At 69.5% G+C, this 14,005-nt stretch carries 14 protein-coding genes; 2 read left to right on the forward strand and 12 right to left on the reverse strand.

Features of this window, described 5'->3' with window-relative positions; genetic code table 11:
• Nucleotides 1-3: 3 nt before the first annotated feature.
• From AB0958_RS17515 to AB0958_RS17525, 3 genes are all read right to left on the reverse strand, one after another.
• Complete coding sequence (locus tag AB0958_RS17515) at nt 4-1,167, reverse strand: cysteine desulfurase family protein (protein ID WP_366891303.1); 1,164 nt, start codon at nt 1,165-1,167, stop codon at nt 4-6.
• Between the two features lie 138 nt (nt 1,168-1,305).
• Nucleotides 1,306-1,578, reverse strand: coding sequence for a DUF4190 domain-containing protein (locus AB0958_RS17520; protein WP_366891339.1), 273 nt, complete (start codon nt 1,576-1,578; stop codon nt 1,306-1,308).
• Between the two features lie 34 nt (nt 1,579-1,612).
• A complete protein-coding gene (locus AB0958_RS17525; RefSeq protein WP_165939399.1) occupies nt 1,613-1,780 on the reverse strand; it encodes a hypothetical protein in 168 nt (55 codons plus the stop codon).
• Nucleotides 1,781-1,901: 121 nt separating this feature from the next.
• On the opposite strand from AB0958_RS17525, the gene AB0958_RS17530 reads away from it, so the two are divergent.
• Nucleotides 1,902-2,531 carry a TetR family transcriptional regulator gene (locus AB0958_RS17530; protein WP_366891305.1) on the forward strand — a complete coding sequence of 210 codons (630 nt, stop codon included), beginning with the start codon at nt 1,902-1,904 and terminating at the stop codon, nt 2,529-2,531.
• Nucleotides 2,532-2,551: 20 nt separating this feature from the next.
• Here AB0958_RS17530 and AB0958_RS17535 read toward each other — a convergent pair whose 3' ends face one another.
• Both AB0958_RS17535 and AB0958_RS17540 read right to left on the reverse strand, forming a co-directional pair.
• A complete protein-coding gene (locus tag AB0958_RS17535; RefSeq protein WP_366891306.1) occupies nt 2,552-2,923 on the reverse strand; it encodes a hypothetical protein in 372 nt (123 codons plus the stop codon).
• A gap of 120 nt (nt 2,924-3,043) precedes the next feature.
• Nucleotides 3,044-3,895: a thioesterase family protein gene (locus tag AB0958_RS17540; protein WP_366891308.1), complete on the reverse strand. Its 852-nt coding sequence runs from the start codon at nt 3,893-3,895 to the stop codon at nt 3,044-3,046.
• A gap of 164 nt (nt 3,896-4,059) precedes the next feature.
• On the opposite strand from AB0958_RS17540, the gene AB0958_RS17545 reads away from it, so the two are divergent.
• Nucleotides 4,060-5,283: an alpha/beta hydrolase-fold protein gene (locus AB0958_RS17545; protein ID WP_366891309.1), complete on the forward strand. Its 1,224-nt coding sequence runs from the start codon at nt 4,060-4,062 to the stop codon at nt 5,281-5,283.
• Here the strand turns inward: AB0958_RS17545 and AB0958_RS17550 are convergent.
• From AB0958_RS17550 to AB0958_RS17580, 7 genes are all read right to left on the reverse strand, one after another.
• Entirely contained in the window at nt 5,192-5,851 is a 660-nt protein-coding gene (locus AB0958_RS17550; RefSeq protein ID WP_366891310.1) for a trimeric intracellular cation channel family protein, read from the reverse strand. The two genes, AB0958_RS17545 and AB0958_RS17550, sit on opposite strands and share 92 nt — an antisense overlap.
• Nucleotides 5,852-5,898: 47 nt before the next feature.
• The gene (locus tag AB0958_RS17555; protein WP_366891311.1) at nt 5,899-7,290 is read right to left on the reverse strand and encodes a M1 family metallopeptidase; all 1,392 of its coding nucleotides are present in this window, start codon (nt 7,288-7,290) and stop codon (nt 5,899-5,901) included.
• 189 nt (nt 7,291-7,479) lie between these two features.
• The gene (locus AB0958_RS17560) at nt 7,480-8,931 is read right to left on the reverse strand and encodes a dipeptide ABC transporter ATP-binding protein (protein WP_366891340.1); all 1,452 of its coding nucleotides are present in this window, start codon (nt 8,929-8,931) and stop codon (nt 7,480-7,482) included.
• 29 nt (nt 8,932-8,960) lie between these two features.
• Entirely contained in the window at nt 8,961-10,052 is a 1,092-nt protein-coding gene (locus tag AB0958_RS17565; RefSeq protein WP_366891312.1) for an ABC transporter ATP-binding protein, read from the reverse strand.
• The gene (locus AB0958_RS17570; RefSeq protein WP_366891313.1) at nt 10,049-11,056 is read right to left on the reverse strand and encodes an ABC transporter permease; all 1,008 of its coding nucleotides are present in this window, start codon (nt 11,054-11,056) and stop codon (nt 10,049-10,051) included. Before AB0958_RS17570 ends, AB0958_RS17565 begins: the two co-directional genes overlap by 4 nt.
• A gap of 72 nt (nt 11,057-11,128) precedes the next feature.
• A complete protein-coding gene (locus AB0958_RS17575; RefSeq protein ID WP_366891314.1) occupies nt 11,129-12,880 on the reverse strand; it encodes an ABC transporter substrate-binding protein in 1,752 nt (583 codons plus the stop codon).
• A 59-nt stretch (nt 12,881-12,939) separates the two neighbouring features.
• A complete protein-coding gene (locus AB0958_RS17580; RefSeq protein WP_366891315.1) occupies nt 12,940-13,938 on the reverse strand; it encodes an ABC transporter permease in 999 nt (332 codons plus the stop codon).
• Nucleotides 13,939-14,005: the final 67 nt, after the last annotated feature.

Below are 14,005 nucleotides of genomic sequence, written 5' to 3' on the forward strand. Positions count from 1 at the left end.
GGTCTACGACAGTCCGGCGGCCCGGGCCCGCTCCACCGCCGGGCCGATCGCCTTGGCGACGGCGTCGACGTCGGCCTGGGTGGAGGTGTGGCCGAGCGAGAAGCGCAGGGTGCCCCGGGCCAGGTCCGGGTCGGTCCCGGTGGCCAGCAGGACATGGCTCGGCTGGGCGACGCCGGCCGTGCACGCGGAGCCCGTCGAGCACTCGATGCCCTGCGCGTCGAGCAGCAGGAGCAGCGAGTCGCCCTCGCAGCCCGGGAACGTGAAGTGGGCGTTGGCCGGCAGTCGGTCCACCGGGTCGCCGCCGAGGATCGCGTCCGGTACGGCCGTACGCACCGCGTCGATCAGCTGGTCCCGCAGGGCGCCGACCTCGTGCGCGAACCGCTCGCGGCGCTCGGTGGCGAGGCGCCCCGCCACCGCGAAGGAGGCGATCGCCGGGACGTCGAGGGTGCCGGAGCGCACGTGCCGCTCCTGGCCGCCGCCGTGCAGGACCGGTACGGGGCTGTGCTCACGGCCGAGCAGCAGGGCGCCGATGCCGTAGGGGCCGCCGATCTTGTGGCCGGAGACGGTCATCGCGGCGAGGCCGGAGGCGGCGAAGTCCACCGGGGTCTGGCCGAACGCCTGCACCGCGTCCGCATGCAGGGGGATGTCGAACTCGTGGGCCACGTCGGCGAGTTCGCGGATCGGCAGGATCGTGCCGATCTCGTTGTTGGCCCACATGACGGTGGCGAGGGCCACGTCGTCGGGGTTGCGGGCGATCGCCTCGCGCAGCGCGTCGGGGTGGACCCGGCCGTAGCCGTCGACGGGAAGGTACTCCACCGTCGCGCCCTCGTGTTCGCCGAGCCAGTGGACCGCGTCGAGGACCGCGTGGTGTTCGACGGGGCTGGACAGGACGCGGGTGCGGGCGGGGTCCGCGTCGCGGCGGGACCAGTAGAGGCCCTTGACCGCGAGGTTGTCGGCCTCGGTGCCGCCGGAGGTGAGGACGACCTCGCTGGGGCGGGCGCCGAGCGCCTCGGCCAGGGTCTCCCTGGATTCCTCGACCGTGCGGCGGGCCTGGCGGCCGGAGGCGTGCAGGGAGGACGCGTTGCCGGTGACGCCCAGGGCGGCGGTGAGGGCAGCGGCCGCTTCCGGGAGCATCGGGGTCGTGGCTGCGTGGTCGAGGTAGGCCATGGTGGGTCGATTCTACGGGGCACGGAGTTGGGGACGCCTCGCGCCGTAGGGGGCCTTCACCGTGGGCGGCTACCGGTCACGTGGTGGCTGGTCGCGCAGTTCCCCGCGCCCCTATGGGGGCGCTTCAGTGAACCCTGCTCACAGGCTCCAGGAGACCGTGTGCGAGGCCGCGATCGCGATGCCGAGCACCGCCAGGTCCGCCACGCCCAGGAACAGGCCGAGATAGGCGCGGCCCTTGCGGGCCGTGCCGCGCCACAGGGCGACGGCGGCCAGGGCGATCGCGGTCGGGCCCAGGAACAGGTTCAGGACCAGGAGGCCCAGCAGGCCCAGGATGAAGGACGCGACGGCCATGCCGTCGGCGTCGCGGGTACGGGGCTGGGTGCGGGGGGTGGCCGGGGCGGTGAGGTGCATCATGGTCGGCTCCTCTGGCGAGCGGGACGGAAGGTCAGTTGGCAGAGGTGCGGCGGTGGCGGGCGATGCGCTCGCGGACCGCGAAGACGGCGAGCCAGACGGCGATGACGGCGGCCAGGCCCGCGGTGACGTCGAGCGGCGCGTGGGCCACGGTGCCCAGCACCACGCCGAGCAGCATGAGTGCGGCGACGAGGAACAACATGGGTTTCGATCCCCCTCCGTTACATTTGGGTGAACGGTTGTAGTAACAGTTGTTCACTGACTTCGAGTCTACCAACCTCTACGGCTTTTCAATTCGAGAGAACAGTTGTTAACTGGATGACATGAGTCACACCCTCGGCATCCGGCAGGCCCAGAAGCAGAAGACCCGCCAGGCCCTCCTGGACGCGGCGCTCGGGCTGCTGGAGGAGCAGAGCCTGAGCAGCCTGGGGCTGCGCGAGGTCACCCGGGCCGTCGGGGTCGCCCCGACCGCCTTCTACCGGCACTTCCGCTCCACCGCCGACCTGGGTGTCGCCCTCGTCGACGAGGCGCTCGGCAGCCTGCACCCCATGGTCCGTACGACGGTCGCCACCCCCGGCGCCGAGCGCATCGACCGGGCCGTGCGGCTGATCGCCGACCACGTGGCCGCGCACCCGGCGCACGTCCGGTTCATCGCCCGCGAGCGGCACGGCGGGGTCCAGCCGGTGCGGGCGGCGATCCGGGACCAGCTGGCCCGGTTCGCCGAGGAGGTCAAGACGGAGCTGGCCAAGGACCCCGAGGCCGAGGGCTGGCACGACGACGACCTGCTGATGCTGGCCCACCTCTATGTGGACCAGATGCTCATCACCGCCTCGCTGTTCCTGGAGACCCTGGAGTCGCCGGAGCCCTCGGAGGCGGAGCGGCAGCGCGTGACCCGGATCGCCACCCGTCAGATGCGGCTCATCAGCCTCGGCCGGCAGCACTGGCTGGACTGACGCACGACCAGCCCCGGGAGTCAGCTCCTGGTGGCCTGCTGGGCCGGGGCTCCGCCGGGGGCCGCGCCGCCCCCGCCGGGACCGCCCGGACCGCCGCCGCAGCCGCCACCGCCCTGGCCGCCGCCGCCCGGCGTACCGCTCGGCATGCCGGTGGGGGTGCCGGTCGGCTCGGCGGTACCGGTGGGGGCGCCCGAGGGAGCGCCGGACGGGACCCCGGTGGGCGCCCCCGAGGCCTGACCGGTCGGCATGCCCGAGGGGCGCTGACAGGACTGCGACCGGCCGGAGTCGCCGTTGCCGGTGGAGGACGACGAGTCGTCCGAGCCGCACGCGGTCAGCAGCAGCGGTGACACGGCGAGCAGGGCGACCGCGGGGGCGAGACGTACACGCTTCATGAGAGCCAACTCCATGGAGGATGAGGGAGTCCTGAGGCGTGGCACTCAACCAACGGCGCTTAGGGCGTACTTGGGGCCGCCCTGTCCCCGACCTGTGAGTCGGACAAAGGACGGCGGCGGTCAGCCGAGCCGGACGCGGGCCAGTTGCCGCGACTGGGCGACCAGCCGGTCCGCGCTGTCCCAGACCTCGGCGTCCTCCTCCAGGAAGCCGCCGGCGAGGTTCCGGGTGGCGATGGAGACCCGGAGGGGGCCCGGGGCGGGGCGGTGCCGGACGTGGACGGTGAGCTCGATCGTCGGGACCCAGCCCTTGAGGCCGATCTCGAACGCGGTGGGCGGCAGCGCGTCCACGGCCAGCAGCAGCGAGAGCGGGTCGGCGTCCCGGCCGTCGGCGAGCCCGAACCAGGCACGCATCTCACCCTTGCCGGAGGGCGCGCCGAGCGCCCAGCCCAGGGTCGCCGGGTCCAGCTTGAGCATCAGGCGCTCGGTGATGGCGGAGCTGCCGTCGACCGGGGCGGGTCCGTCCTGGGGGCCGAAGCACTGGTCCATGGGCGGGATGGCGGGCGGGACGGCCGTCGTGCGGACGTCGTCGGGAAGGGCGGCGAGATCGCCGTAGGAGGCCAGGACGCGGATGCGTTCGACCTCGTTGCCCTCGTCGTCGTACTGGAAGAGGGAGGCCTGGCCGGTGGAGAGGGTGCGGCCGGTGCGGACGGTGTCCGTGCGGATCACGGCCGGGCCGGGCCGGGACGCGGTCAGGTAGTGCGCGGAGACGGTGAACGGGTCCGGGTGCGGCAGCGTGTCCGCCAGGGCCCGGCCGAGCACCGCCAGCAGATAGCCGCCGTTGACGGCGCTGATGATGGTCCAGCCGGCCGAGAGGTCGATGTCGTACACCCCGGGGGCGCGCCGGGTGACCGCGGTGTCGCGGTCGAACTCGCTGTCGCCGACGACGGCCCGCGTCGCTGATGCTTCTGACATGTCTGAACACTACAAGAGAAGATTACTAAGCGGTCGCTTTTGTGAGCTACGCGGCAGCGGCGCCCCGGTAAGGGATCCCCCTCCCGAGTGAGGTTCCGGCAATTTCTAGGTAAGTGTCCGGAGACGTCCGTAACCCGGACCCGGGAATTCCCCTCTATGGGGACATGAGCCTCACCGGGACTCCGTTCCTCTACACGACCATCGTGCTGACCGTGGTCGCTCTCATACTGCCGCTCTCCCTGTGGTCGCGGATGCGGGGGCCCAGGATCGTGCGTGCCGCGGCCCGGGTCCTGATGCTGCTGTTCGCTCAGGCCACGGCGGTGACGCTGATCTTCGTACTGGTCAACAACCAGAACAACCTGTACGACAACTGGGCCGATCTCCTCGGTACCGGCAACCACGTCCAGCAGGCCGCCAACCTCGGCCAGGACGGGACCGGCGGAATAGCGCTGAAGACGCTGCCCAAGGTGAAGCAGACCTTCGCCGCGGCCAGCGGACCCGGTATGCGCGGGGTGCAGGTCACCCAGCTCAAGGGCCGGATCTCGGGGGTGAACGCCGAGGTCTACGTGTGGCTGCCGCCCCAGTACAACGAGCCCAGGTACAAGAACCACAAGTTCCCGGTGGTGGAGCTGCTGCCGGGCTACCCCGGCTCGGCCAAGGCCTGGTTCGGCTCGATGAAGGTGACCCAGCAGCTGGAGCCGCTGATGAGGAGCGGCAGGGTCGCGCCCTTCATCCTGGTCGCCCCGCGCACCAACCTGCTGGCCGGGGTGGACACCGGGTGCGCCAACATCCCGGGCACGGTCAACGCCGACACCTGGCTCAGCATCGACGTCCCGAAGATGGTCACCGACAACTTCCGGGCCGCCCCCGCCCCGGGGAACTGGGCCACCGCGGGCTACTCGGCCGGCGCGCACTGCGCGGTCAAGCTGGCGGTCGCGCACCCCGACCGCTACCGGGCCGCGGTCAGCCTGTCCGGGTACAACGACCCCATCGGCGAGCGCAACTCACTCGCCGCGCAGAACCTCACCCTGCGCCAGCAGAACAACCCCTACCTGCTGCTGCGGAAGGCGGCCAGCCCGCCCCCGATCGCGCTGTACCTGTCCGGCGAGTCAGGTGACGGCTACCAGGCCGGGGTGGCGCTCGAACAGGTCGCGAAGGCGCCGACCACCGTGCACGTGGTGTTCCTGCCGCGCAGCGACGGCGGCCACAACATGGCGCTGTGGCGGCCTCAGGTGGCGACCGTGTTCGAGTGGCTCACGGTCAACATGGGCCAGAGCCACGTCAAGGGCCACTCCGCTACTCCTCTCGAACCGTCGAGCGCCGGTTCCACGCGCGCGGCGCTCGCCAGTGGTACCGCATCGCGAGCAGGCGCAGTACGAAAGCGGTGACCACCGCGAGCCCGCTGGTGTACGGGGTCAGCGCGTCGTAGTGGATGCACAGCACCACGGTCATCGCCCCGACGATCGCCGGGACCGCGTACAGGTCGCGGTCCCAGCGCAGCAGCGAGGGCACCTCGTTGGCGAGCACGTCCCTGAGCACGCCGCCGCCGACCGCGGTGGCGAGCCCCAGGGCGGCCGAAGCGGTGAGGTTCAGGCCGTAGGAGTACGCCTTCGTCGTGCCGCTGACGGCGAACAGGCCGAGGCCGGCCGCGTCGAACACCAGGACCGCCGACTGGATCCGTTCGACGTGCGGGTGCAGGAAGAACACCACCAGGGCGGCGATGAGGGGGGTCATGAAGTACCCGAGGTCCGTGAAGGCGGCCGGGGGCACCGCGCCGATGATCACGTCCCGGAAGATCCCGCCGCCCAGCGCGGTGACCTCGGCCAGCACGGCGATGCCGAAGACGTCGAAGTTCTTGCGGACGGCCAGCAGCGCGCCGGAGATCGCGAAGACGAAGATGCCGATGACGTCGAGGGTGTGCTGGACGGACGGGGAGAAGAGTTGCTGGAGCTGCACCCTGACATTGTGGACCGTCAGGGTGCATGCACCTTACAAAGCCAGGCCTACAGGGTCGGTTTGCCAGGGGTGAAGAGCCAGGTGCGGAACAGGTCGTCGAGCTGCTGCCCGGAGACCTTCTCCGCGAGCCGGATGAAGTCGGCGGTGTCGGCGTTGCCGTAGCGGTGCAGCGTCGTCCAGGCGGGGAGCAGCTTGAAGAAGGCCGTGTCGCTGATCCGTTCGCGCAGCATCTGGAGGGTCATGGCGCCGCGCTGGTAGACGGCCGAGGCGAACATGGTGTCGCGCTGCGGGTCGGCGACGGTGATCCCCCAGAAGGGGTTCTCGGCCGCCCGCGCGTTGTACGCGGCGAGGAACGAGTCGTGGGCCGACCTGGTGCCCTGGTGCTCGGCCCACAGCCACTGGGCGTAGGTGGCGAAGCCCTCGTTGAGCCAGACGTCCTTCCACTGCGCCACGCTCACCGAGTCGCCGAACCACTGGTGGGCCAGTTCGTGCACGATCGTCGTCTCGTTGCGCACCGCCGAGTAGGCCGGCTTGCTCTGCACCTCCAGCGAGAACCCCGCCTGCGGCATGTCGTCGACGATCGCACCGGTCTCCTCGAAGGGGTACGGCCCGAAGACCGAGGCCCAGTAGTCGGTGGCGGCGGCGGTGACGGCGTACACGTCGACGCTGTTGCTGTGGGCGAGGGTGGGGTCGATGGCCACGTAGATCGGTATGCCGGAGGGGGTCTTTCCGGTGCGGACGTCGAACTTGCCGATGGTGGCGGTGGCGAGGTAGGTCGCCATGGGCTTCGACTCGCGCCAGTGGGTGTACGTCGAGGCGCCCTTGTCGTAGGTCGAGACGAGCCGGCCGTTGGAGACGGCGGTCAGGCCCTTGGGCGCCTTGACCCTGATGTCGTAGGTGGCCTTGTCCGAGGGGTGGTCGCTGGACGGGAACCAGGTGGAGGCCGCGTTGGGCTCGCAGGCGACGAAGACGCCGTCGGGGGTCTTCATCCAGCCGTAGTCGGAGCCGAAGACGATGGGGCTGTTGAGGGGCTGGGGTATGCCGCCGTAGGTGACGGAGACGGTGAACTCCCGGCCCCTGGGGAGGAAGTTCCTCGGGGTGACGGTGATCTCGTCGCCGCTGCGCGTGAACTCGGCGCGTCTGCCGTTCACCTCGATCCGGGTGACGTCCAGCTTCTGGAGGTCGAGGTCGAAGGTGGAGAGGTTCTGGGTGGTGCGCGCGGTGATCGTCGTACGGCCGTCCAGGCGGCCGGTGTCGGGCGCGTAGGCGATGTCGAGGTCGTAGTGGCGGGCGTCGAAACCGCCGTTGCCCAGCTGCGGGAAGTAGGGGTCGCCCACGCCGTCGGCGCCCGGGGTGGGGGCGGGAGCGGCGGCGATGACGAAGGAGGCGGCTGCCGCGGTCGCGACAGCCGCCAGACGTGCCGAACGGGAGAGGCGCATGGGTCGTCCCTTTCGAGCGTGCCGGTCAGTGCACGGACACGGACGACTCTGCATGCTGCCGTTACGGCATGTACATGGCTTTACCGAGACGTGTCATGCGTCACCCCCGGCTGACTCCTGTTCTCCCGTGGAACAGGAATGCCCCGGCAGACCGAACGGCCTGCCGGGGCATTCACGCGGGTGGTCCGCTCACTTCTCGTCGCGGGTTTCCGGTTCCGTGGGTTCGGTCGCGGACGCGGCCTCCTCGCGCTCCGTGTCCGCGGCCTCCGGCTGCGCGGCGGCCGTCTCGGACGCCTCTGCGGTCTCCGGCTGCTCGGCGGCCGTCTCGGGCGCCTCTGCGGCCTCCGGCTGCTCGGCGGCCGTCTCGGGCGCCTCTGCGGCCTCCGGCTGCTCGGCGGCCGTCTCGGACGCCTCTGCGGCCTCCGGCTGCGCGGCGGCCGTCTCGGACGCCTCGGCGGTCTCCTCCGCCGCGGCGATCTCCTCCGCCGCGGCGATCTCCTCCGCCGCCGCGGCCACCGCCGCCGACGTCTCCGCCGACTCCTCCAGGGCCGCCTCGCCGACCAGTTCCGCGGCCTCCTTCGCCGCGGTCAGCAGGACCGTGTCCTGCGGTGCCTGGTCGGCGAAGTTCTCCGGGTGGTGGCAGGCGACCTGCTGGCCGGTGCGCAGTTCGAGGAGGCGCGGCTCGGTGGTCTTGCAGATCTCCGTCGCCTTCCAGCACCGGGTGTGGAACCGGCAGCCGGACGGCGGGGCGATCGGCGACGGCACGTCACCGCGCAGCAGGATGCGCTCGCTCTTCTGCCCGCGCCGCTTCGGGTCCGGGACGGGCACCGCCGACATCAGCGCCTTGGTGTACGGGTGCATCGGCGACTCGTACAGCTTGGTGCTGTCGGCGAGTTCGACGATCTTGCCGAGGTACATCACCGCGACCCGGTCCGACACGTGACGGACGACGGAGAGGTCGTGGGCGATGATCACATAGGTGAGGCCCAGCTCCTCCTGGAGGTCGTCCATGAGGTTGACGACCTGGGCCTGGATCGAGACGTCCAGGGCGGAGACGGGCTCGTCGGCGACGACCAGCTTCGGCTTCAGGGCGAGCGCGCGGGCGATGCCGATGCGCTGGCGCTGACCACCGGAGAACTCGTGCGGGTAGCGGTTGTAGTGCTCGGGGCTCAGGCCCACCAGCTCCAGCAGGCGCTGGACCTCCTTCTTGACCCCGCCCTCCGGCTCGACGCCCTGGAGCCGGAACGGCGCCGAGACGATCGAACCGATGGTGTGCCGCGGGTTCAGGGAGCCGTACGGATCCTGGAAGATCATCTGGATGTCGCGGCGCAGCGGGCGCATCTTCGCGGTGGACAGGTGCGTGATGTCCTGACCCTCGAAGGTGACCTTGCCGCCCGTCGGGTCCTGGAGCCGGGTGATGACCCGGCCCATGGTCGACTTGCCGCAGCCCGACTCGCCGACCACGCCCAGGGTCTCGCCCTTGCGCACCTCGAAGTCGATGCCGTCGACGGCCTTCACCGCGCCGACCTGGCGCTGCAGGATGCCCTTCTTGATCGGGAAGTGCTTCTCCAGGCCCTCGACCTTCAGCAGCACCTCCCGGTCCCCGGACGCCTTCTCGGGAGCCGGCGCCTGCTGCGGGATGACCGCCTCATCGGTTTTCTTCGTGTCGCTCACAGCTTCGGCGCAATCTCTTCGGTCCAGATCCGCGTCCGGTCCTCGGCCGAGAGGTGGCAGGCGGACCAGTGGCCGCCGTCGACCAGCTCCAGCTCGGGACGGACCGTGCGGGTGACGTTCCCCTTGGGAAGGTCCGCGTACGGGCAGCGCGGGTGGAAGGCACAGCCCGAGGGGACGTTGATGAGGCTCGGCGGCTGGCCCTTGACCGGGATGAGCCGGTCGGAGGTCTCGCGGTCGATGCGCGGCATCGAGCCCAGCAGACCCCAGGTGTAGGGGTGCTGCGGCTTCTCGAAGATCTCGTCGACCGGGCCGCGCTCCACACACCGGCCGCCGTACATCACCAGCACGTCGTCGGCGATCTCGGCCACCACACCCAGGTCGTGGGTGATGATGATGACCGCGGAGCCGAACTCCTTCTGCAGGTCCCGGATCAGGTCGAGGATCTGCGCCTGGACGGTCACGTCCAGGGCGGTCGTCGGCTCGTCCGCGATGAGCAGCTCGGGGTTGTTGACCAGCGACATCGCGATCATCGCGCGCTGGCGCATACCGCCGGAGAACTCGTGCGGATAGCCGTCGACGCGCTTGGCGGGCTCGGGGATGCCCACGCGGTCGAGCATCTCGATGGCGCGGGCGCGGGCGACCTTCTTGCTGACGTCGTGGTGGACCCGGTACGCCTCGACGATCTGGTCGCCGATCTTGTAGTACGGGTGCATCGCGGACAGCGGGTCCTGGAAGATCATCGCCATCTCGCGGCCGCGCAGCCGGCGCACTTCGTCCGGAGAGGCTCCGACGAGTTCCTTGCCGCCCAGCCAGATCTCGCCGGACATCCGGACGTTCTTGCCGCGGGCGCCGAGCCGGTGCAGGCCCATGATGGCGAGCGAGGTGACGGACTTGCCCGAACCCGACTCGCCCACGATGGAGAGGGTCTTGCCCTTCTCCAGGGAGAAGCTGAGGCCGTCGACCGACTTGACGATGCCGTCGTCGGTCGGGAAGTGCACCTTGAGGTCTCGGACATCGAGAAAGGCGTCCGACGGGCTGCTCGGCGTGGGCTCCCCCACGGCGGCACCGGTCTTGGAGAGTTCGGTCACGAGAGCCTCACCCGCGGGTCGGCGGCCGCGTAGAGCAGGTCCACCAGGAGATTTGCGATCACGACGAAGAAGGCGGCGAGCAGGGTCACGCCGAGGATCGGAGGCAGGTCGTTGTCATCGATGGCCTGCACCGCGTACTGGCCGACACCGTGCAGCGAGAACACGGTCTCGGTGATCACCGCGCCGCCCAGCAGCAGACCGAGGTCCATGCCGAAGACGGTGATGATCGGGGTGAGCGCGGCGCGCAGTCCGTGCCGGACGACGACCTTCTGCTCGCGCAGGCCCTTGGCGCGGGCCGTGCGGATGTAGTCCTCGTTCATCGTCTCCAGCATGCCCGAGCGGGTGAGCCGCGCGTAGATGGCCGAATACAGGAGGGCGAGCGAGCACCAGGCGGGGATCAGTGTGTTGGCCCACTGTGCCGGGTTCTCGGTCAACGGGACGTACGTGCGGCCGAAGATCGGCCACTGGTAGGTGAAGAGCAGGATCGCCAGGTTGCCCGTGAAGAACATGGGCAGCGAGACGCCTGCGAGGGCCACACCCATGAAGGTGCGGTCGAAGAAGGAGCGCGGCTTCAGCGCGGAGATCACGCCGATCGCCACACCCGAGACCAGCCACAGCACGGCGGCACCGGCGGCCAACGACAGGGTCACCGGCATCCGGGAGGTCAGCTGCGGCCAGACGGCCTGGTGGGTCTTGAAGGAGTAGCCGAAGCACGGCGCGTCACAGTGCACCGTGGTGGGGCCCAGGTCATAGGTGGCGCCGGAGACGATCCCCTTGATGAAGTGCCAGTACTGGACGTAGACAGGCTGGTCCAGACCGAGGTTGTGCTTGACCGCGGCGATGTCCGCCTTCGACGGGCTCTTGCCGATGTACTGCTGCGCCAGCTGGTCGGCGGTCTGCCCGGCGAGCCGCGGCAGCACGAAGAAAATGGCGAAGGTGACCGCGGAGACGACCAGCAGCAGGATCACCGCTGCGAGCGTCCGACGGAGGATGTACGAGATCACGGGGATCGGCGCTGGTGCCCGCGGGCCACGAAGTCCGCGGGCACCAATGCCTTCACCTGCCTTCCGGGGCTGCTACTTCGACGCGACGCCGATGTTGAGGTAGTCGTACTGGCCGCTCCAGGCCGCCGAGGACACCAGGTTGGTGTTGTTCGTCGGGCGGGCCAGCAGGACCTTGAAGTAGGTCAGCGGGACGATGACGGCGTCGTCCATGGCCTGCTTGTCGATCTGCGTGTAGAGGGCGATGCGCTCGGAGTCGCTCTGCGTGCCGATCGCCTTGGCCAGCAGGTCGTTGACCGACTTGTTGTCGTACTGCGACAGGTTGGTGTTACCCGACTGGCTGATCGCCTGGCCGTTCAGGATCTGCTGCAGGAAGCCGTAGCCGGACGGCCAGTCGGCACCCCACTGCATCATCATCAGGCCGACGTTCTGCTTGTTGGCGAAGTTCGGCACACCCGCGTAGTCGGTGAAGTACTTGCCCGACGGGTACTGCTTGAGGCTGGCGTTGATGCCGACCTTCTTCAGCGAGTTGATGATCGCCGTGGCGGCGTCGACCTCCTGCGGACGGTCCGAACGCGCCGTGATGTTGGTGCTGATCGACGACTTGCCGCAGGCCTTCAGCTGCTCCTTGGCCTTCGCGACGTCACCCTTGTTGCCGGTGGTGGCGTAGACGTCCGCCTTCGCGTAGCCCGGGATGTCCGGCGGCAGCACCGTGGTGGCGACGTCACCGCGGATCGGACCACCCTCGGCGGTCTGCACCGAGACCTTGTCGATCGCGTACTCGACGGCCTTGCGGCAGGCGGCGTTGTCGAACGGCTTCAACTTGGTGTTGATCGCCATGTAGACCAGACGGCCACCGTAGGTGTTGTCCGTGTTGGCCTTCTTGCCGGAGTCGGTGAGGAGCTGGGCCTGCGTGGCTGCCTGGACACCCGTGCCGCCGAGGTCGATCGCGTCGCCGGCCAGGACGTCCTTGTCGACCGTCTCGGGGTTGACCTTGAGGTTGACGACGATCTTGTCCGGCAGCTGCTTGCGCAGCGGGTCGGTCTTCGGGTCCCAGTTCTTGTTGCGGACCAGCACGGCCTGCTTGCCGTCCTGGTAGCTCTGGAACTGGTACGAGCCCGAGGACACGATGTTCTTGACGTAGTCGACGCCGTTGTCCTTGGCCTGCGGGACCGGGGCCGTCTGCGGGGCGGCGACCAGGTAGTCGAACTCCTGGAAGGCCGTCTTCAGGTGGAAGACGATCGTGGTGTCGTCCGGGGTCTCGATGGAGGCGAGGCCCTTGGCGCTCTTGTCCTTGTAGGGGCCCTTGTACTTGTCGCCGCCGACCAGGAACTGCTGGAAGTAGTTCGGGCCGAGGGAGAGCACGTCACGCGCGAAGTTGGAGCGCTCTACGGCGTACTTGACGTCCTTGGACGTGATCGCGGTGCCGTCCTGGTACTTCAGGCCGGAACGAAGCTTGTACGTCCAGGTCTTGCCGCCGTCGCTGGAGACACCCTTGCTCGCGGCGAGGTCCGGGACCAGGGTGTTGCCCTTGGAGCCGGGGCCCGGCTCGAACGTCATCAGCGGACGGGCGTACAGCCGGCTGAAGTTGTACATGTACGCGTAGTACGTGTTACCGGGGTCGAACGAGTCCGGGACGTCGGACAGCTCGTAGGTGACCGTGCCGCCCTTCTTGTCCGACGCGTTGACGACACCCTTGGTAGCCGCGTTGGCCGCGGCGGAGCTGCCGCCGTTGTCGTTCTTGTTGTCATCGGCCTTGCTGCACCCTGCAACCAGCAGGGTGGCGGAGCCGATGGCCGCGATCGCGGCCAGCGCTGACCTTCGCATGATGGGTGGGTTCCCCTCCATTGTCGGAAACTTTTCGGGCTCTCGGGTGCCGGCAGGCGTCAGCGGCTGCGCGGGTCGAGAGCGTCGCGGAGACCGTCACCGAGCAGGTTGAACGCCAGCACGGTCACGAAGATTGCAAGGCCGGGCACGATCATGTACTCGGGATCGACCTGGTAGAAGGTCACGGCTTCACGGAGCATGCCGCCCCAGGACGCCTGCGGGGGCTGGATGCCGACGCCGAGGAAGCTGAGGGACGCCTCGAAGAGGATGTTGGTCGGGATCAGCAGCGTCGAGTAGACGATGATCGGGCCGACCAGGTTGGGCATCAGCTCGCGGAACAGGATGTACGGGCCCTTGGCACCCATGCCGCGCGAGGCGTCGACGAACTCGCGCTCCCGCAGGGCCAGGGTCTGGCCGCGCACGATCCGGCCCAGGTAGGGCCAGTTGAAGAAGCCGATGACGAAGATGAGCACGCTCAGGTGGAGCGGCAGTCCGTTCAGGCCGAACGCACCGCCCTGCAGGGTGGCGGAGATGGCGATGGCGAACAGCAGGAGGGGGAAGGCGAGGAAGGTGTCCATCAGCCGGCTGATGACCGAGTCGACGCGCCCGCCGTAGTAGCCCGCGACGACGCCCATGACGGCCCCGATCACGTTGGAGAGGACGGTGGCGCCGAAGGCGACCACCAGCGACACCCAGGAGCCCTCCAGGATGCGGGTGGCGATGTCGCGGCCGAACTTGGGGTCGATGCCCAGGGGGTGGTCGAGACTCATACCGCCCCAGCCACCGGTCGGCAGCGAGGTGTTGGGATCGATCAGATCCTGGTGGAAGGCGTTGGGGTCGAGACCGAACAGAGCCTGGATGGGGCGGGCGAGGATCGCCACCACGATCAGCAGGACGACAACGATGCCGCCCGCGACGGCGACCCTGTCCTTCTTGAACCGGGACCAGGCGATCTGCCCGAGGGAACGCCCCTCGATCCGCCCCTTACCGGCACCCTCCAGCACAGCCTCCGGCTGCGCATCGGCTGCCGCCCCGGTGGTCTCGATCGGTGCGGTCACAGTGACCTGACCCCTCTCACCGGTGGTGACCGGCTTTTGTCCGCCGCTATGGGCGGCTTGGTTCGCT

It is taken from the genome of Streptomyces sp. NPDC006655 (genome assembly GCF_040703965.1).
Classification (GTDB): domain Bacteria; phylum Actinomycetota; class Actinomycetes; order Streptomycetales; family Streptomycetaceae; genus Streptomyces.

What these genes read in the sequence shown, in the direction of transcription:
- AB0958_RS17515 (WP_366891303.1), bottom strand. Translation starts at nt 1,167, where the DNA reads ATGGCCTACCTCGACCACGCAGCCACGACCCCGATGCTCCCGGAAGCG.
- AB0958_RS17520 (WP_366891339.1), bottom strand. Translation starts at nt 1,578, where the DNA reads ATGCACCTCACCGCCCCGGCCACCCCCCGCACCCAGCCCCGTACCCGC.
- AB0958_RS17525 (WP_165939399.1), bottom strand. Translation starts at nt 1,780, where the DNA reads ATGTTGTTCCTCGTCGCCGCACTCATGCTGCTCGGCGTGGTGCTGGGC.
- AB0958_RS17530 (WP_366891305.1), top strand. Translation starts at nt 1,902, where the DNA reads ATGAGTCACACCCTCGGCATCCGGCAGGCCCAGAAGCAGAAGACCCGC.
- AB0958_RS17535 (WP_366891306.1), bottom strand. Translation starts at nt 2,923, where the DNA reads ATGAAGCGTGTACGTCTCGCCCCCGCGGTCGCCCTGCTCGCCGTGTCA.
- AB0958_RS17540 (WP_366891308.1), bottom strand. Translation starts at nt 3,895, where the DNA reads ATGTCAGAAGCATCAGCGACGCGGGCCGTCGTCGGCGACAGCGAGTTC.
- AB0958_RS17545 (WP_366891309.1), top strand. Translation starts at nt 4,060, where the DNA reads ATGAGCCTCACCGGGACTCCGTTCCTCTACACGACCATCGTGCTGACC.
- AB0958_RS17555 (WP_366891311.1), bottom strand. Translation starts at nt 7,290, where the DNA reads ATGCGCCTCTCCCGTTCGGCACGTCTGGCGGCTGTCGCGACCGCGGCA.
- AB0958_RS17575 (WP_366891314.1), bottom strand. Translation starts at nt 12,880, where the DNA reads ATGCGAAGGTCAGCGCTGGCCGCGATCGCGGCCATCGGCTCCGCCACC.